This is a genomic window from Fusibacter sp. 3D3 (assembly GCF_001748365.1).
Taxonomy (GTDB): Bacteria; Bacillota; Clostridia; order Peptostreptococcales; family Acidaminobacteraceae; genus Fusibacter_A.
On the sequence record NZ_BDHH01000013.1, the window covers coordinates 141,682 to 159,719 of the forward strand.

The 18,038-nt window shown below is 40.0% G+C and carries 16 protein-coding genes; 10 read left to right on the forward strand and 6 right to left on the reverse strand.

Annotated features, from left to right (window positions below; translation table 11 throughout):
* Nucleotides 1-15: 15 nt before the first annotated feature.
* On the reverse strand, nt 16-1,932 hold the full coding sequence (locus F3D3_RS15275) for an ABC-F family ATP-binding cassette domain-containing protein (protein ID WP_069875301.1): 1,917 nt from the start codon (nt 1,930-1,932) through the stop codon (nt 16-18).
* A 180-nt stretch (nt 1,933-2,112) separates the two neighbouring features.
* On the opposite strand from F3D3_RS15275, the gene F3D3_RS15280 reads away from it, so the two are divergent.
* Genes F3D3_RS15280 through F3D3_RS15290 form a run of 3 tightly spaced genes read left to right on the forward strand, consistent with a single transcriptional unit; the run spans nt 2,113 to nt 3,851 of the window.
* On the forward strand, nt 2,113-2,988 hold the full coding sequence (locus tag F3D3_RS15280) for an EamA family transporter (protein ID WP_242877149.1): 876 nt from the start codon (nt 2,113-2,115) through the stop codon (nt 2,986-2,988).
* Between the two features lie 54 nt (nt 2,989-3,042).
* Complete coding sequence (locus F3D3_RS15285) at nt 3,043-3,474, forward strand: hypothetical protein (RefSeq protein WP_069875303.1); 432 nt, start codon at nt 3,043-3,045, stop codon at nt 3,472-3,474.
* A 17-nt stretch (nt 3,475-3,491) separates the two neighbouring features.
* Complete coding sequence (locus tag F3D3_RS15290) at nt 3,492-3,851, forward strand: MmcQ/YjbR family DNA-binding protein (RefSeq protein ID WP_069875305.1); 360 nt, start codon at nt 3,492-3,494, stop codon at nt 3,849-3,851.
* Nucleotides 3,852-4,215: 364 nt separating this feature from the next.
* Here the strand turns inward: F3D3_RS15290 and F3D3_RS15295 are convergent, their stop codons facing one another.
* From F3D3_RS15295 to F3D3_RS15315, 5 genes are read right to left on the reverse strand one after another with little or no spacing between them, the layout of a single operon-like run.
* Nucleotides 4,216-4,950, reverse strand: a complete 735-nt coding sequence (locus F3D3_RS15295; protein ID WP_069875306.1) for an ABC transporter permease — start codon at nt 4,948-4,950, stop codon at nt 4,216-4,218.
* On the reverse strand, nt 4,925-5,686 hold the full coding sequence (locus tag F3D3_RS15300) for an ABC transporter ATP-binding protein (RefSeq protein WP_175438400.1): 762 nt from the start codon (nt 5,684-5,686) through the stop codon (nt 4,925-4,927). Before F3D3_RS15300 ends, F3D3_RS15295 begins: the two co-directional genes overlap by 26 nt.
* Entirely contained in the window at nt 5,676-6,284 is a 609-nt protein-coding gene (locus F3D3_RS15305; protein ID WP_069875309.1) for a UbiX family flavin prenyltransferase, read from the reverse strand. The genes F3D3_RS15300 and F3D3_RS15305 overlap by 11 nt, the downstream gene beginning before the upstream one ends.
* Before the next feature lie 30 nt (nt 6,285-6,314).
* On the reverse strand, nt 6,315-7,196 hold the full coding sequence (locus F3D3_RS15310) for a UbiA-like polyprenyltransferase (RefSeq protein ID WP_242877150.1): 882 nt from the start codon (nt 7,194-7,196) through the stop codon (nt 6,315-6,317).
* Complete coding sequence (locus F3D3_RS15315) at nt 7,183-8,925, reverse strand: menaquinone biosynthesis decarboxylase (protein WP_069875311.1); 1,743 nt, start codon at nt 8,923-8,925, stop codon at nt 7,183-7,185. Before F3D3_RS15315 ends, F3D3_RS15310 begins: the two co-directional genes overlap by 14 nt.
* 171 nt (nt 8,926-9,096) lie before the next feature.
* Between F3D3_RS15315 and F3D3_RS15320 the strand changes: the two genes are divergently transcribed.
* The 7 genes from F3D3_RS15320 (at nt 9,097) to F3D3_RS15350 (ending at nt 17,935) form a co-directional block, all read left to right on the forward strand.
* Nucleotides 9,097-10,068 carry an ABC transporter substrate-binding protein gene (locus F3D3_RS15320; RefSeq protein ID WP_069875313.1) on the forward strand — a complete coding sequence of 324 codons (972 nt, stop codon included), beginning with the start codon at nt 9,097-9,099 and terminating at the stop codon, nt 10,066-10,068.
* A 47-nt stretch (nt 10,069-10,115) separates the two neighbouring features.
* Nucleotides 10,116-12,305, forward strand: a complete 2,190-nt coding sequence (locus F3D3_RS15325) for a PAS domain-containing sensor histidine kinase (protein WP_069875314.1) — start codon at nt 10,116-10,118, stop codon at nt 12,303-12,305.
* Nucleotides 12,306-12,309: 4 nt separating this feature from the next.
* On the forward strand, nt 12,310-13,635 hold the full coding sequence (locus tag F3D3_RS15330; protein WP_069875316.1) for a sigma-54 dependent transcriptional regulator: 1,326 nt from the start codon (nt 12,310-12,312) through the stop codon (nt 13,633-13,635).
* Nucleotides 13,636-13,847: 212 nt separating this feature from the next.
* Nucleotides 13,848-15,035, forward strand: a complete 1,188-nt coding sequence (locus F3D3_RS15335) for a CaiB/BaiF CoA-transferase family protein (RefSeq protein WP_069875318.1) — start codon at nt 13,848-13,850, stop codon at nt 15,033-15,035.
* A gap of 13 nt (nt 15,036-15,048) precedes the next feature.
* On the forward strand, nt 15,049-15,420 hold the full coding sequence (gene madL, locus F3D3_RS15340; protein WP_069875320.1) for a malonate transporter subunit MadL: 372 nt from the start codon (nt 15,049-15,051) through the stop codon (nt 15,418-15,420).
* Nucleotides 15,421-15,432: 12 nt separating this feature from the next.
* Complete coding sequence (gene madM / locus F3D3_RS15345) at nt 15,433-16,194, forward strand: malonate transporter subunit MadM (protein WP_069875322.1); 762 nt, start codon at nt 15,433-15,435, stop codon at nt 16,192-16,194.
* Between the two features lie 241 nt (nt 16,195-16,435).
* The gene (locus tag F3D3_RS15350) at nt 16,436-17,935 is read left to right on the forward strand and encodes a carboxyl transferase domain-containing protein (RefSeq protein ID WP_069875341.1); all 1,500 of its coding nucleotides are present in this window, start codon (nt 16,436-16,438) and stop codon (nt 17,933-17,935) included.
* Nucleotides 17,936-18,038 lie beyond the last annotated feature (103 nt).

Below are 18,038 nucleotides of genomic sequence, written 5' to 3' on the forward strand. Positions count from 1 at the left end.
TGTGAAGCATTCGTTTTATTGGTTTCTAATTTTTTCATAGAGTTCAGAGAGGTATTCATATCGCTCCATTTTATAAAGCAAATCCGCTTCTAATTGCGCTTTACTTGCCATCAACTTATTGAGTTTCACAAAGTCATGAGCATATGTCATCATTTCAGATTCAAGTGTTTCAAGTTCACTTTCAAGTGCTTCGATTTCAGATTCAATGATTTCGAACTCTTTGTTTTCTTTGAAAGTAAATTTGAGTTTAGCTTGTCTTGGCTTATCTTCAAATGTCTTTTTCTCTGCACCTTTTGACTCATTTGGCGAGATCGGGGATAAGACCTGATAAGCCTCTGACTTTTTAAATTCTGTAAAGTCAGTATAGTTTCCAGTATGTTCAATGATTCTGCCATTGCCTTCATACGAAAAAATACGATCACTGGTTCGGTCGAGGAAGTAACGATCATGGGAGATTGAAATAACAGCGCCATCAAAATCATCAATATAGGATTCTAACACTTTCAAGGTATCGATATCCAAATCGTTCGTCGGTTCATCCAGAAGCAGTACATTAGGCGCTTCCATAAGAATTCTCAAAAGGTAAAGACGTCTTTTTTCACCCCCTGATAGCTTGCTGATATAACTCCATTGTAAATCGCTATCAAAGAGGAAGCGTTCCATCATTTGCGCTGCTGAAATCTTGTAGCCTGTACTGGTCTCAATATACTCCGCATGTTTTCGAATGTATTCCACTGCTCTGAGATCGTCTTCTAGGTCGTCCGTACCTTGTTCAAAGTAACCGATCTTAACGGTAGGCCCGATATCGATGAGCCCTGAATCTGGCTCGAGAAAGCCTGCGATCATCTTAAGCAGAGTCGATTTTCCAGCACCATTATCACCAATGATCCCAATGCGATCGTTCCTGAGAACCGTGTAAGACAGATCATTAACGACAATTAAATTTCCGAATTGTTTATTTAAGTGCTCGATTTCGATGACTTTTTTACCCAATCTGGATTGTCCTAGGGGAATGTCTAGACTGTCCATATCTAAATTTTTCTTACTATCTTCAAGAATCTCAAATCTTTGAATACGCGCCTTTGCTTTAGTGCTCCTCGCTTGAACACCTGCACGCATCCAAGCGAGTTCAGTCTTGTATAAATTCTGTCTTTTGCGCTCGACGATATTTTCCATGGCTTGACGTTCGATGCGCTTTTCAACAAAATAACTGTAATTCCCCTGATAGCTGAATAGGACGCCCTTATCGAGTTCAATCGTCTTATTCACAACACGATCTAAAAAGTAACGATCATGGGTAATCATTAAAAGAGCCCCTTTTCGATTTTCTAAATGTTCCTCCAGCCAATCAATCGTGCTGTTGTCCATGTGATTGGTGGGTTCATCGAGAATCAAAAGATCACATGAAGTTATGAGCGCGGCGGCTAAGGCAACCCTTTTTTGTTGCCCTCCTGAAAGAATGGCCATTTTGTCATGAAAACGGTGAATGCCAAGCTTTGTGAGTATCATTTTAACTTTGCTTTCAATCTCCCAAGCGTCATGCGCGGTCATTTCTTCCGTTAACTTTGAAAGTCTAAGTTGAGATTTTGCATCCTCTGGGTTTTCATCTAAAGCTTCTAAAACCGCTTCATATTGCTGAACGATTTTAAGCACTTTCGTATCACTTTTAAAGACTTGCTCTATAACGGTTGCTTCAGGGTCAAATTCTGGATCTTGCGGCAAATACTCAACCGTCAAGTCCGACTTCCTGAGAATATGCCCCGTGTCGGGTGTGTCTAAACCATATAGAACCCTTAAGAGTGTCGTCTTGCCAGTACCATTTACACCGATAATCCCTATTTTATCACCATCATTGATTGAAAATGAAATATTCGTAAAAAGTGGTTTTTCACCATAGCTCTTTGATAAATTTTCTATTGTTAGAATTGTCATTATTGCCACCTTGTCGTTTGCTATTTTATAAACTCCTTTTTATTATAATCATAAAATAGACAATCGTCCACAAAAGAGCGCTTAAAATACTTGATGATTGTTTGGCAATACGTTATGATATATAGTAATCGAAAGTACGTTCGGGACATTCAGGTTTATTTATAAGTGCAGGAGGATCAGGTGAAAAATAAAGTATTTATGGCCTATTTAGCGGTTTGTTTTTTCTGGGGCTCGACATATTTAGCCATTAAGATAGGTGTTACAGATATGCCCCCGATGTTTTTTGCGGGATCTCGTTTCTTAATTGCAGGCAGCATCATGTTAACCTATGCCAAGTTAAAAGGGTTGCCGTTTCCTAAAGGATTCAAGTCCATTAAAGGGTTATCCATTGTGGGCATTTTGATGCTTTTAGGCGGTAACGGTCTTATTGTCTATGCTGAACAATGGGTTGACTCAGGGGTAGCCTCTATGATGGTTGCCACGATGCCTCTCTTCATAGCACTTCTTGAGCGCTTGTTAATTCGCAGCGTCAAGCTTAGCAAATTGGGCTACTTTGGCTTATTAATTGGTTTTTATGGCGTCTATAGATTAATTACACCTAGTGGCTTACATCAGGGCATGAATCCCACATATGTCGGCATTATTTTACTTGCCACTTTTCTATGGTCCTTAGGCTCTGTCTATTCTAAAATGGTGGTATCAGAGGGTTCTATCGTTAACAACATCGGTATTCAAATGCTTTCCGGTGGCATCGGCCTCATGATCATTTCCGTATTAGCAGGCGAACTTTCAAGACTTACGCTGTCACGTTCTAGCTTAATGGCTTTAGCGTACTTAATCGTCTTTGGATCCATCGTGGGGTATAGCAGCTATATTTATGTCCTTGCACACTGGCCCGCAACGAAAGCAGGTACTTATGCCTACATAAATCCTATGGTCGCCATGATTCTTGGTTTTTTCATTCTAAACGAACCCGTTACCATTCAAATGGTAAGTTCTATGATCATCATATTATTAGGCGTATTTGCTGTTCAGCGCTCAAAAATACAAGTTTAAATGTTTTTAAACTTTATAGTCCGTTAGAGTATCAATTTAATTTTGGAGGAACCTATGATTTTCAAACCTAATCAAATCAAGAATATCGCCATTATCGGGATTATACTCATTTTACCAGTTTTCATCAGCATGGTACTCCCAAATGTGGACCAGCGCATCATCTTTGGATTACCAACGATTATATTGGTCATGTTCTTAATCAAATGGCGCAGTAAGTTGCAATACGAAATAGATAACGATCACCTTGTCTTAGTCAGCAGAGATGGACGTAAAGTCATTCCAATCGTTGAAATAAAAGAAATTCACCTGCGTCACTGGCTTATATCTCCTGTGACTCAATACTTTGTTCTACATCAAGATAAAGAAATTGAAATTGCAAAGGACTTAGTCAATGAAAAAGGGGAGACTGTCATTGATGTTTTAATCAAACGCTATGGCATAGATGTCATTAAAAAAGGCAGCGTTAAAATGATTGTGAAGAAGTAATTAATTGGAGGTGCAAAATGAATTATCCCTGGCTTAACGATTATTGCAGTCAGAAGAAGGGCTGCGAGCATGATTTTAAATTAGAGTGGGGAGTAGACCGCTATATGCTCCGTGGTAAAATGTTCGCCATGGTGGGCGGCGATAAAACAGGCAAACCCATCATCACTCTAAAAGGAAATCCTATGGAGAACCTCGCTTTACGTGAAACTTACCCCGATATCATTCCAGGTTATTATATGAACAAAGCGCACTGGAACTCTGTTTACCTTGAAGGGTCTGTCCCAGATGAATTGCTTAAAAAGCTAATTGATGAATCGCATCAATTGATTTTGTTGAGTCTTTCTAAAAAAGTGCAAAAGGAATTTGAAGCATTATAACCGCAAACAAATATGCTAAAGCAGGCATTGGTTGACATAATGATATTACGTTAACCAATGCCTGCTTTTTAATGCTTCTATGCCTACGCTTACTCTCAATGCCACCCTTACAAAATCATTAATACTTCAGGAAAACTACAGATTTCTGTGGTACTCTAAAATAGAGGTGAACCTCGCTTTGAGTTCAATCGAATTTTTTTTGTTTTGGCATAGCCATAAATGGTCATCAGCACTGAACGCCCCTTCAACCTTTGCTCAACTCTATTTAGATATGAGAGCTCTGCTCTTTTTTGCTCAAGCTTTACTCATCGGCATTTTCATAGGCTGTATTTTGATTTTAATAGGGGGCTTTAGTAAAGCGCCCTCAACCTTTAGGGACCCATCGACAGAGCTTTGACTCCGTCCAATCCAGTAAGCCAAACAACGCGCTCCCCATAAAACTAATGGTGACGATCCCTGCGAACATAGCGGCATAATCGAGTTTCAACCAACTGTCCATGATAAAAAAGCCGATGCCGTATTGCGTAGCAAAGTTTTCTGCAAAGAACAAGACCGAAATACTGGTGCCGACACTAATTCTAAGCGATGTAAAAAGGGCGGGTAAAATTGCAGGCACAATCACGTGTCTGTAGATATGACTTGACTTAGCACCCAGCGATTTAATGGCAATAAAATAGGAAGGATGAATCGCCTTTACACTGTCTCTAACCGAAATGACGATTTGAAAAAAGAGAATCAAAGCCACAAGTGTTATTTTTGAAGCATCTCCCAAACCCAATAAGAGCATCAAAAGTGGCAAAAATGCGATTTTAGGCACAGGATAAAGGGTATAGAGGAGTGGGGTTACCACGCGGTCTAAAACTTCACTTCGTGCCGTGAGAATGCCTACGGTGCTCCCTAAGATCACAGTGATGACGATTGCGACTAATATTCTGTAAAGGCTGACACTCATATGTTTTATGAGCAAGCTAAAATGAATCACCATGTACTGACCCGTTAAAGCAGGGGATGGTAAGAAGTTTTTATGGACAATCCAAGTTGAAATCTGCCATAGGATTAGAATTAAAACCAAACTATAGAGGAGGGGCTGTTTTTTCATATTGATCCTCCTTTAAAAGCTTTCTGATTTCAATACATTGCTCATAATAGGCTTCATTTTCTCTTGCGAATGCCATATTAAAAGTGGGATTTAATAGCACATGACTCAAAGTCCCCTCATCAGATAAAATGAGAATATGCCGTCCTAAAAGCACAGCTTCTTCTATACTATGCGTCACTGTAATCATGCTCATTTTGGATTGATTGAACATGGACAGTACATCTTCTTGAAGCTGCTCTCTTGTCAGTGCATCTAGAGATGAAAACGGTTCATCCATAAGCAATAAATCGGGCTCTACAACCCATGAGCGGGCAAGCGCAACGCGTTGTTTTTGCCCCCCGCTCAATGTCGATGGAAAATCTTCTAGGTGTGCCTCTAATTTAAGATGTTTTAACATAAACATCGCACGTTCACGCGCATTTTCAACCTTAAGGGATTCAAGTTCAATAGGAAGCAACACATTTTGAAGCACGGACTTCCACGGAAAAAGGCCATAGTCTTGAAGGACAAGACTTTTTTTAAGAGGTCTCGTTGCGATTCGCGAGCCTTCCACAGTCGCTTTGGGAGATAATAAATCTGCTATGGCATAGAGCAGAGTCGTCTTGCCACATCCCGAAGGCCCTAATACCGTATAGGCGTCATTCGCTCTGATGTCCAGCGAGATTTTGTGAAGTGCGGATCTATTGGGATAGTGAACCGATAGGTCTTTTACAACCATGACTAAATCAGATTTCATTTTCATTTCTCCATATTTTATGATGTGGGTTTTCTACATCAAGTGTTTCTAAAATTCGGCCAACGCTCATATCAATGCTTTCGGCAAGTGTCTGTGGTTTGTTATAAAATGCAGGAACAGGTGGCATGATCTGAACGCCAAGGCGGCTGAGTTTGAGCATGTTTTCAAGGTGTATAGGGGAAAGTGGTGACTCGCGCGTAACCAGTACGAGTTTACGCTGTTCTTTGATCATCACATCAGCGACTCGGGTCAATAAATTTTCAGATAGTCCAAGTGAAATTTTTGCAAGTGTCCCCATACTGCAGGGGACGACCACCATGGCATCCGTTTTAAAGGAACCACTGGCAATCTGCGAGAATAAATTCTCATTATCGTAGACAAAGAGTCTTGCATTTTGAGCGATTTCATTTTTAGAAAGACTTTGATAATGCTTTACTAAAGTCTTAAACGATTGATCCAACTCGTATGCACAGACCTTTTCACCATTTGATGTCGCCACCAAATGCACCTCATGACCCAGAGACAATAAAGACTCTATGATTCTATGCGCGAATATACTGCCACTGGCACCTGTAATGCCAACAATTATTTTTTTCATAATGCCTCCTCATTTAATCAAGTGCCCCATTTAAAATATAAAGACGTCAATCATTGTCACAGAAAGTAACAACATCGATATGATTTGATTGATATGATATGAAGCAAAATTCATCTTTTCACGGTGAGAAGGTTCTACCATGTAGTGTTCAAGCACCAAAAGAATACCGCTTAAAATCACGCCTATCATATATACAATACCCAAATTCGTTATAAAATATAGCGCAATCAGTAGGATCCACATCATAAAATGAAATAGCCTTGCAATCCATAGTGCTCCATGATAACCAAAACGCGCTGGGATAGAAAAAAGCCCTACTGATCTGTCAAATTCTATATCTTGTGTCCCGTAGATGATATCAAAACCGCTAACCCAAAGCGTTACGATTGCCGCAAATAGAAACGGCACCAGACCAAAGCGTCCAGTCACAGCAAGCCAAGCGCCAACAGGGGCACCTGCACATGTTATGCCCAAGATCACATGACAGAGCCAAGTGAACCTTTTGGTATAAGAATACAAGGTAAAAAGGCCCAGAGCAACAGGGGATAGTAAAAAACACACACCATTGATCTGAGCTGCTGAAAATACAAATAAAATATAGCAAGCGATTGTAATATAAAGTGCTTCATTGCGTTTAACACTTCCTGAGGGAATATGTCTATGCGCCGTCCTTGGATTCTTGGCATCATATTCTGAATCGACATAGCGATTCAGTGCATTGGCGCCATTTCTGCCTGCAAATAAGGCGAGCATGATCCAGAAAATCAAGTCACCCGAAGGCAGTCCATCTGCCGCGAGGAACATCGCCATAAGCGCAAAGGGAAGAGAAAATAACGTATGCGAAAACATCACAAGTTCGCCATATGTCTTAAGTTTGCTTTTAAGTTGACCCATCCTATTATTTAAAGCCATATTCTGACCACCTGCGATTCACTTTTTCTACGATTTCAGCACTCATTTCGATATCATCTGGCCAAGGTCTCATCAACCCGTCTTCCGGTCCTTTTTTTGTGGCATCTAATCCCACAAAGAGAGTCCCGTCCGTTTTTTCTATGCATATCAAATCACGCATAGGGTCTATGTTGTTGAAAATCTTCCACGATACCGTTGAATAATCCGTCGGATCAATCCATTCGTCGATTAGAATGACAACAGGTTTTGAATTCAGATCCTTCGATTTTGAACTCAAGTACGCTTGTGCTTTTAGCCCTTTGTCTTTAGAGAAGGGGAGAATTTCAACGCAATTGGACATAATAAACTCAAAATCCATCTGATTAAATTTTCCATCTGATTGTTCAAGCGGCAACTTCTGTGTCGCATCGATACCGAGTCTAAACCCTTGAAAGGCTCTATTAGAAGCGTGGTCCAGCGCATCAAGCGGCCCTTCAGAAATCACCAGATGATTGGTCCTTGTAACCTGATGCGCCATGGCCATGACAACTGCTTTATAATCATGAACATCCACAGTCTCATCCACCACGATGATCATCTTGGTATACATCATCTGGCCCATTCCCCAAAGTGCATACAAGACCTTATTGCCGTGTAGCGGAAATGCCTTTTTGATGGAAACAATCGCACAATTATGAAAAACGCCCTCAAGCGGGAAGTCGAGGTCAACAAGTTCTGGGCATTGAATCTTCATAAGAGGCAAGAAAATCCGCTCAGTGGCTTTCCCCAAATAGCAATCTTCCATCGGCGGCTTACCAACAATGGTCGTCGGGTAAATTGGATTCTGCTTACGTGTCATTTTCTCTATATGAAATACAGGATAGTCATCAGACAACGAATAATAACCCGTATGATCTCCGAAGGGGCCTTCGCGTCTGCGCTCTTCTAAATCAACATATCCCTCAAGTATAAATTCTGCATGTGCAGGCACTAAAATATCATTTGTAAGACATCTTACAAGTTCTACTGACTTTCTTTTTAAGTACCCTGCAAAGATCATTTCGTCTATCATCTTAGGCAGTGGTGCTGTGGCAGCGTAGAGGGTCGCAGGATCACATCCAATGGCCACTGAAACCGGCATTTTCTTACCCAATCTGCGATACTTTTCATATATGACCTTGCCATCTTTATGGAGATGCCAGTGCATCCCTGTGGTTTTCTCATCGTAAACCTGAAGTCTGTACATGCCCACATTTTGTTGACCCGTCTCTGGATCTTTCGTAAAGACAAGCGGTAATGTGATATACTTGCCACCATCTTGAGGCCAGCATTTTATAATGGGTAAAAGATTGAGATTCGGTTCTTCGACAACTTCTTGACACGGTGCATGTTTTACTTTCCTCGGGAATATAAAAGGCAGCGGTGCCAATTTAGGAATCGATTTTATTTTGCCCTTTAACGTCACATATGCGCTTAGGTCCATATAATCTTCAATTTGCGCCGCAATTTCATCAAGCGAACACACACCTAGACCCAAGTTCAAACGCTCATAGGTCCCCATGGTATTGATCACAAGCGGGAAAGGCGATCCTTTTACGTTCGTAAATTTCAAGGCCTTTCCATATTGTTTGGATACGCGATCTGCGATTTCTGTGATCTCAAGTTCAGGATCAACTTCGACCTCAATCGTATCGATTAAATGCCGAGCTTCTAAAGCTTGTAAATATTTTGGTAAATCTCTATATGTCATACCAAACCCTCCAATTCACTTAAAATTGTAGCTATTTTAAACGCTAGTGTCAACTAAACTATAGTTGTATGACGATTCTGTAAACTAGTCACCTCAACATAGATATGCTAAAATGTAGAGGCAGTGAAGCAAAAAAATAGAAATCATAGAGAACTGCGTAGGAGGAATTGAATGAAACGTTTATTATCTTTACTATTGATAGCGGTCATGCTCTTTGCCTTATCTGGTTGTGAAGCCAAAGGTGTTGACGAAAATACCGCTGCCGCTAAGAAAACCACAGAAGCACTCTTACCAACACTGAGGATTGGGGTCATGTCTGATGTGGGTGCCATCCCATTCATCATCGCTAGAGAACAAGGCTTTTTTAAAAGTAGAAACTTACCTGTGGAAATCACAGTTTTCAGAAGTGCCCTAGACAGAGATACCGCACTTCAAACAGGTAATCTAGACGGTGTCATGGCGGATATGCTTACGATCCTATTCTATAACGAATCGGGATTCAGTGCTAAAATGATCGGGGATACTTATGGCAACTATAAGTTGATCACTTCGCCCAGTTTGACAAGTGCTGATTTTATGGCTTCAGAATCACTCTCCATTGGACTTTCTTCCAACACAGTGATTGATTTTGCCACTGAAAATATCGCGGTATCCAAATCGTTCACTTCTAAGCTCAAAAAAATTGCGATACCGCAAATGCCAGTGAGACTTGAAATGCTTAAAGCAGGTGAATTACAAGGGGCTACCTTACCAGATCCACTGGCCTTAGCCGCTATGCTTGAAGGCGGTGCTTTAATCGGCAGTACTGAAGAAATGGGCTTATACCCAGCCATTTTTATAGTTTCTGACACCGCTATAGCTGAAAATTCTGCGAGCATCAAGTCACTGTATGAAGCCTATAATGAAGCTGTAGATTATCTTAACGCAACCCCTAGTTCAGCCTATTTTGACCTTTTAATAAATGAATTAGGTTTCCCTCCCGTATTGGCTGACCAGTTTGAAATGCCAGTATTCGAACATGTGAAGGCCCCTGACCAAAATACTTTTGAGGCGACATCAGAGTGGATGAAGGCAGGGGGGCTAATCCAAAAAAACTTTAGCTATGAAGACTTAACAGATTTGGAGTTTATTTCCGAGCAGTGATGCTTCGGCTATAAACTCATATTTTAAGAAAGAAGAGGGCATACCACATGAAGAAATTATCCTTAAAGAGAAATAGCATTCAGTTTCGTATTCCTTTCTTCATTTCAATTTTCGCGCTGATCTGTGTCTTAGTGACCGGATTATTTTTGCAACTCATCTTTAGATATAAACTTGAGGACAATATCGAATCTAAGAATATGATTATCTCTGAAATGATCTCCAATGAATTGTCACTCTATCTTGAAAATGCAATTGATACCGTCATTACTGCCGCGAACTTTTCCTCTCAAAGTAGTGGTGATTTAGACCAGATTAAGAGCGAAATTTTTAGGATCTATGACAATTTTAAATATTTTGATTTGATTTTCTTCATGAATCAAAAAGCGCAGATGGTCTTTTCAAAACCTTCCAACGAAAACGTTCAAGGCAGACTCTATACGGATAGGGACTACTACTGGGATATCATGGGCGATGAAAATGAATCCACCATCAGCGAGTTGCTCGTCAGTAGCGTTTTAGGCAAACCGCATTTCATAACAGCCGCACCTGTCAAAAACAAATCGGATGAAATCGTGGGCTTAATCGGTGCTGGTATTCCCCTTGGCAATATTGAAAAAATACTAGAAGATGTCAAACTCGGCTTTAACGGCAAACTCTGGATCACAGATGCTTCTGGAGCAATTGTTATACATCCGGATTACCATATCGATCAAGAACTCATTCCAGTGTCGCATTTAGGCATAAAAGCCTATGATCACAGTCCTGAAATCTTGGATATTTTAAAAAACCACCACAATATAAACACTCGGTATAAAATTGGAGATGACGATTACTATGCCTCTATCACCTTTTTAAAAGATTACAATTGGATGATTGTCGTCGAGCAAAATAAGAGTACGGTGAATCAAGAAATTTTAGACTCAACAAACCAACTGGTGATCATTCAAACCGCAGTGTTGCTGTTTGCGCTCATAATGGGTTTAGTTCTAGCCAGATGGATCACATTGCCGATCAAACAGTTGGTCCAGCAAGTTCGCGCTCTGCCAACCACTTTAAAATACAATGAAGGCATTAGTGTCAACGCCAATGATTCTGACAGCAACGAACTCTTAGAACTCAGCCACGCCTTTGTGGAAATGGGGCTAAATCTGAAAAACAATTTATCTGAACTTGAAAGTTCTGTAATAAGTGAAAATAGAATTCAACAATATCTTAAAAACATCTTAGCCAGTGTACACAGTGGTATCATCGTTGCAGATTCCGAATATGAAATTACGATCTTTAATGCACAGGCCACTAAAATAACAGGTTTAAGTCAAGAATCGACAATTGGCCATGATTTCTTTGAAATTCTAGAAACTTTAAAGTTAAATGTGAAACAAGAAGTCTTAAATGTCATTCATTACGATCAACAAGTAACTGATTTAGAAAGTACCTTGACGGCAATGCCAAATAAAAGCATCGCCATCAGTTATACCTGCTCAAGAGTAATCGACCCCTCTGGCAATTATCTTGGGATCGTGCTACAATTCAGAGATATTACAGCCATGAAAATTCTCGAACAGGAACTTCGAAAAGAAGATCGAATTCATACAATAGGAGAGCTATCCGCTTCAATTATTCACGATATCGGCAATCCTCTCGCTGGCATGGCAAATCTGATCGAGCTTTTGAAAGATAAAGAAATCCATGCGGGTACACAAAAAGAAGTGTTGGATTTACTCAGTGAAGAAGTTAACGATCTCAACATCTTGGTCATCAACTTTCTCGACTTTGTGAGAAGTTCTAATCTACAAAAGGGACCTGTTGATCTCATCAAAATCATTAAGAGCAGTTTAGATTTGTTAAAAGGTGAAATGGATACCAAGCGCATTAGATTGATTAAAAATATACCAAGTGATCCCATAATTCTAACACTTGAATCTAGAAGCATCAAACAGGCCTTAATCAACATTTTAAAAAATGCAAGTCAATCCATAGAGGATAAAGGGTCTATTATCATTGTCATTACGGAGAGCGAAAAGCATGTGACTTTGTCAATTGAAGATACCGGCAAGGGCATGAGCGAAGAAGTCATTTCAAAACTCTTCTATCCTTTTTACACCACAAGAGAAAATGGCACAGGATTAGGTCTGTTTATCGCGTATAACGCGTTAAAGGAAAATGGCTGTACGCTCACTGTAGAATCCGAAGTGGGAAAAGGCTCCATTTTTAAAATAAATTTTAAGAAGGATTAATTCAATGAAAATTCTCGTGATCGATGATGAAAAAAGCATACGTATTTCACTCACTTTAGGGCTAAAGAAACTGGATGCCATCATCTTGAGTGCTGAAAATGGTACCGATGGCTTAACCCTCTTTAGAAATCATAATGTGGATTTGGTGATCCTCGATATAAAATTGCCCGATATTTCAGGTATCGAAGTTTTAAAGCAAATGAAACAGCAAAATGAAAATTGTACGGTAATTATGATGACACATTTAAGCGAAGTAAAACTCGCTGTTCAAGCTATGAAACTCGGTGCACATGACTATTTTACAAAACCCTTTTCGCTTGAAGAAATGCTCAATGCCATTAAACAATTGGACAGCTATATAAAAGAAAAAGCACTTCTCAAGAATTCTAATGAGACGCCCAACCAAATTATCGGTGAATCCAGCGCAATTGCTGCGATCATAACGAAGCTCAAGAAGCTTTCTAAAGTCCAATTTAGGACTTGCGTTTTAATAAACGGTGAAAGTGGTACGGGTAAAGAGCTGGTCGCAAAACAAATTCATGCGATTTGTACGCCTGATAAGCCTTTTGTAGCCATTAATTGTGCTGCCATTCCAAAACATTTACAGGAAAGTGAGCTCTTTGGACATGAAAAAGGGGCCTTTTCTGATGCCAAAAATCAGCGCATTGGTCTGCTGGAGTACGCTGAAAATGGCGTTCTTTTCTTAGATGAGATCGGGGATATGGATATTGAGCTTCAAGCAAAATTATTGCGCGTTTTACAAGAAAAAAACTATCGTAGAATTGGTGGTAATTCTGAAATTGCCTTTAATGCCATGGTGGTCGCTGCAACAAACAAGGATTTATTGGCAGAAGTTGAAGCCAATAATTTTAGAAAAGACTTATTTTATCGATTAAATATCATCCCGATTAATGTGCCACCACTGAGAGACCGCAAGGAAGATATTCAGATCCTTATCGCTCATTTTATTCAGATGTACAATCAACTTTTAGGCAAAAACGTCCATGGTCTTTCAACAGACATGCTCGCATTATTTCATAAATACAGTTGGCCTGGTAATATCAGAGAACTTAAAAACATCATAGAGCGCCTTATGATTTTAAGTGATTCGGACGAATTGTCCATGGATGAACTCCCCTATGAACTCAGTGATGAGGATTCAAACGGGAAAGGACATCTCAGTCATTTAGAACTCGCTGAACACGAAGCCGTATTAAGAGCTTTATCCCAATACAATTGGAACATCACAAAAGCGGCTGAAGCACTTCAAATTTCAAGATTGACTCTTAGACGTAAAATAGACAAATACGGCATATCGAATCGATCATAAAAAATGAGTTGTTAGTGAAAAAAAAAATTAATGAACCTACTCAAGATAGATAAGCGGTAACAATATTATCAGTGCTGATAATATTGTTACCGCTTATTTTGTTTTCTAAAGAATACCTATATTGAAATTTCAACGTTTCTCGTCATGAAGTCATTGGCATCCATATTGCGTTATTAACTTGTGTAAAACTAATTTTAAAATAGGAGGCGTTTATGAAACAAGCATTAGAGGGATTAAAGATACTCGATATGACAAGAGTACTTGCTGGGCCCTATTGTACAATGGTTCTAGCCGATTTAGGCGCCGATGTCATCAAAATTGAATCCCCTAAAACAGGGGACGATTCAAGACAATTCGGACCCTATATACATGGCGAAAGTGCTTACTTCATGAGCATTAACAGAAATAAGAGAAGTATGACATTAGACCTTAAGAATCCAGAAGCTAAAACTATTTTTTTTGAACTCATTAAAACGGTTGATGTCGTCGTTGAAAATTTCAAGCCAGGAACAATGGAGAAATTGGGTTTTGGATATGATGTGCTTAAAGAAATCAACCCCAAATTGATCTATGCTGCAAGTTCAGGTTTTGGGCACACTGGTCCTTATAGCGCTCGTCCAGCATATGATGGTGTCGTGCAAGCTATGGGTGGCATCATGAGTATTACAGGAGAACTCGGTGGAAAACCGACTCGAGTCGGCCCATCCATCGGTGATATTACTGCTGGCTTATTTACAGCAATTGGCATACTTGCTGCCGTGAATCATCTCAATGCAACTGGTGAAGGTCAAAAAGTAGATGTAGCCATGCTTGACTGTCAAGTGGCGATTCTCGAAAATGCCCTTTCACGTTACTTTGCAACGGGCATATCACCAAAGCCCGCAGGCAATAAGCATGCGTCTATTGTGCCTTTTGAACCGTTTGAAACATCAGACGGCGAAATCATGATCGCTGTCGGGAATGATAACCTCTGGAAAAAATATTGTGCTGAGATTGGCCATGAGGAACTGATCCTCGATGAAAGATTCTGTACAAATCCTCAGAGAACTGCTAACTACAACGAATTGAGACCCATCCTTGGCACTATTATGAAATCAAAGTCTACAGATGAATGGTATGTCGATTTAACCAAAGCGGGCATCCCCTGTGGACCGATTAATAACATCGAGATGATCACAAAAGATGAACAAGTCAAGTTTAGAGATATGATCGTTGAAGTGGAGCACAAAGTTGCAGGCACAACACATATTCCTGGCATACCGATCAAAATGAGTAAGACACAAGGGTCTATAAATAAGGCTGCACCTGTACTCGGAGAAGACACATTTGAAATATTGAAAGAACTGTTAAATTATTCAGATGAAAAATTAGAGCAACTTAAAGCAAATCAAGTTTTTTAAAAGGAGGGGCAATATGGAGATTTATGGTTTAGGTATCGTTGCATTTTGTATGTACGTGGGTTCATTTATCGGCTACTTCATCGGTGAAGCGCTTGGCATTTCAGGTAATGTTGGTGGCGTTGGCTTTGCAATGCTAATACTCATTTTGTTAAGTAATTATGTGGAAGAAAAAAAAGGCGGTTGGTCCGAAAAAACCCAAAATGGGATCTATCTTTTAAGTGCACTCTATATCCCTATTGTTATTGCCATGGCAGGGATTCAAAATGTTGTAGCCGCATTTACTGGTGGTGCCATCGCTTTTGTAGCAGGGGCTGTTGCGACTATAGGTTCTATGTTTTTAGTGCCACTCATTGGCAAGTTGGGCTCAAAAGAATTCGAAAAATAAGGAGGGGCTATTATGATATTAGAAATCATTTCTACGTTATTTACAAAATTTCCTTTGGTAGGTGCTTTTGGGGCAGTTGCTTTGATTATGTTAGTTTCTTATTGGTTTGCTAACCTTATTGGTCAAAAGAGAATGGGTTCTGCAATTGCAATTGTTGTTGCATTACTTCTCGCTTTTATAGCGGGCAAAGTTACAGGGGGTTCAAAAGGCATTGCAGATATCACTTACTTTTCAGGATTTGCGTTATTAGGAGGCGCAATGTTTAGAGACTTTGCCATTATTTCTACGGCATTTGGTGCTAAACTTGAAAATCTTAAAAAAGCGGGGCTCCCTGGTGCCGTTGCACTTTTAGTAGGTGTTGCATTCTCCTTTATTGTAGGTTCAGTGATTGCATATGTAATGGGTTATCACGATCCTGTGGACGTTGCAACGATTGGCGCAGGAACGGTTACTTTTATTGTCGGTCCAGTTACAGGAACAGCTCTAGGTGCAAGTTCAGAAGTCATTGCACTCTCTATCGCTGCTGGCGTGGTTAAATCTGTTCTTACGATGATTATTACGCCTTTTATAGCGAAAGCAATCAAACTCGACAATCCAACCACAGCCATGGTTTACGGCGGTTTAATTGGAACGACAAGCGGCGTTGCTGGTGGTTTAGCGGCAACTGATCCTAAATTAGTTCCATACGGTGCAATGACGGCAACATTCTATACAGGCCTCGGCAGTTTGTTATGTCCGTCAGTTGGTTACATGTTCATAAAACTATTTTTGTAAAGTGCCCATATAAAATAATGTATATAAATATATTATAATGTATATAGATATGTTATATTGCACTTAGATATTTTATATTGTATATAAAAAGGTTATATTGCACTTGCTTTGACAATGGTACAATGCATATATAATGATTGATTCTTTAGAGTCAATCATTATTTTATGCACAAATAAAGCTAAAGGAGGTATTCATTTGAGTGAGAAGTTAGAACTGCTTAAAAAGAATAAAGAAAGATTAATGGCTGGCGGAGGTGCAAAGTCAATTCAGAAACAACATGATAACAACAAACTCACAGCAAGAGAGCGTATTCATTTGCTATTTGATGAAGGGACTTTTGTAGAAATGGATGCATTTGTTAAACACAGGTGCACCAATTTTGGTATGGAGCAAACGGAAGCGCCCACAGAAGGGGTCATTACAGGTTATGGCAAAGTGGATGGCAGATTGGTTTATGCTTATTCCCAAGATTTCACCATTATTGGAGGCTCACTTGGTGAAATGCATGCGGCAAAAATCTGTAAGGCAATGGATGGCGCATTAAAAGTAGGCGCACCAATCGTGGGGATTAACGATTCCGGTGGCGCTCGAATTCAAGAGGGTATCGATGCACTTAAGGGCTATGGTGATATTTTCTTTAGAAATACGTTGGCATCTGGTGTCATTCCACAAATCACAGCCATTATGGGCCCATGTGCTGGTGGTGCTGTCTATTCCCCAGCCATTACAGACTTTGTATTCATGGTGAATAAAACTTCTCAAATGTTTATCACTGGACCACAAGTGATCAAAACGGTTACAGGGGAAGATGTTACAGCAGAAGCACTTGGCGGCGCTATGACACATAACTCGGTCAGTGGCGTCTCTCAATTTATATCTGAAACAGACGAAGCCTGTATTACTGAAATTAGAAGATTGTTGAGCTTTTTACCTTCCAATAATATGGAAACCGCGCCTGTTTTTCAAACGGATACAGATCCAAATCAGATGGATGAAAGCTTAAACAGCATTATTCCAGACAGTCCTAACAAACCTTATGACATGTTCAACATTATTAAATCCTTGGTGGATCAAGAAGACTACATGGAATACTTGCCACATTATGCAAAGAATATCATCACTTGCCTCGCAAGAATTAACGGTCATTCTACTGGTATTATCGCAAATCAACCCAGTGTTCAAGCGGGCTGTCTCGACATCAATGCCTCTGATAAGGCAGCGCGTTTTATCAGAATGTGCGATGCCTTCAATATCCAGATTCTCACCATTGAAGACACTCCAGGTTTTCTGCCAGGCACAGGACAAGAATACGGTGGCATCATCAGACATGGCGCAAAAATGCTTTACGCTTACTCTGAAGCAACAGTGCCACTTGTCACTTTAATCACTCGTAAAGCCTATGGTGGTGCTTATATTGCAATGGGATCAAGACACTTAGGTGCTGACCTCGTCCTTGCATGGCCAACTGCTGAAATCGCAGTAATGGGTCCTCAAGGTGCTGCTAATATCATCTTTAGAGGCGAAATTAAAGATGCTAAAGATCCAGTGGCAACAAGAGCAAAAGTGATTCAGGATTATACAGATGAATTTGCAACACCTTATAAAGCAGCAGAAAGAGGTTTTGTAGATGATGTCATAGAACCATCAGCGACTAGACCAAGACTTGCAGATGCCTTCGATATGTTAGCGTCTAAAAGAGAAACGAGACCTGCTAAGAAACATGGCAATATTCCTTTATAAAAAAAAGAGGTGAAAAGATGCAAATTTTAGAGAATTTYAAGCATGCTGGAACCTTCGCAGAGATGACTTTAGGCGATAAAATGGTGGCAACGCTATATGTGAT

What these genes read in the sequence shown, in the direction of transcription:
- F3D3_RS15275 (WP_069875301.1), bottom strand. Translation starts at nt 1,932, where the DNA reads ATGACAATTCTAACAATAGAAAATTTATCAAAGAGCTATGGTGAAAAA.
- F3D3_RS15285 (WP_069875303.1), top strand. Translation starts at nt 3,043, where the DNA reads ATGATTTTCAAACCTAATCAAATCAAGAATATCGCCATTATCGGGATT.
- F3D3_RS15290 (WP_069875305.1), top strand. Translation starts at nt 3,492, where the DNA reads ATGAATTATCCCTGGCTTAACGATTATTGCAGTCAGAAGAAGGGCTGC.
- F3D3_RS15295 (WP_069875306.1), bottom strand. Translation starts at nt 4,950, where the DNA reads ATGAAAAAACAGCCCCTCCTCTATAGTTTGGTTTTAATTCTAATCCTA.
- F3D3_RS15300 (WP_175438400.1), bottom strand. Translation starts at nt 5,686, where the DNA reads ATGAAATCTGATTTAGTCATGGTTGTAAAAGACCTATCGGTTCACTAT.
- F3D3_RS15305 (WP_069875309.1), bottom strand. Translation starts at nt 6,284, where the DNA reads ATGAAAAAAATAATTGTTGGCATTACAGGTGCCAGTGGCAGTATATTC.
- F3D3_RS15310 (WP_242877150.1), bottom strand. Translation starts at nt 7,196, where the DNA reads ATGGCTTTAAATAATAGGATGGGTCAACTTAAAAGCAAACTTAAGACA.
- F3D3_RS15315 (WP_069875311.1), bottom strand. Translation starts at nt 8,925, where the DNA reads ATGACATATAGAGATTTACCAAAATATTTACAAGCTTTAGAAGCTCGG.
- F3D3_RS15320 (WP_069875313.1), top strand. Translation starts at nt 9,097, where the DNA reads ATGAAACGTTTATTATCTTTACTATTGATAGCGGTCATGCTCTTTGCC.
- F3D3_RS15325 (WP_069875314.1), top strand. Translation starts at nt 10,116, where the DNA reads ATGAAGAAATTATCCTTAAAGAGAAATAGCATTCAGTTTCGTATTCCT.
- F3D3_RS15330 (WP_069875316.1), top strand. Translation starts at nt 12,310, where the DNA reads ATGAAAATTCTCGTGATCGATGATGAAAAAAGCATACGTATTTCACTC.
- F3D3_RS15335 (WP_069875318.1), top strand. Translation starts at nt 13,848, where the DNA reads ATGAAACAAGCATTAGAGGGATTAAAGATACTCGATATGACAAGAGTA.
- madL (WP_069875320.1), top strand. Translation starts at nt 15,049, where the DNA reads ATGGAGATTTATGGTTTAGGTATCGTTGCATTTTGTATGTACGTGGGT.
- madM (WP_069875322.1), top strand. Translation starts at nt 15,433, where the DNA reads ATGATATTAGAAATCATTTCTACGTTATTTACAAAATTTCCTTTGGTA.
- F3D3_RS15350 (WP_069875341.1), top strand. Translation starts at nt 16,436, where the DNA reads ATGGCTGGCGGAGGTGCAAAGTCAATTCAGAAACAACATGATAACAAC.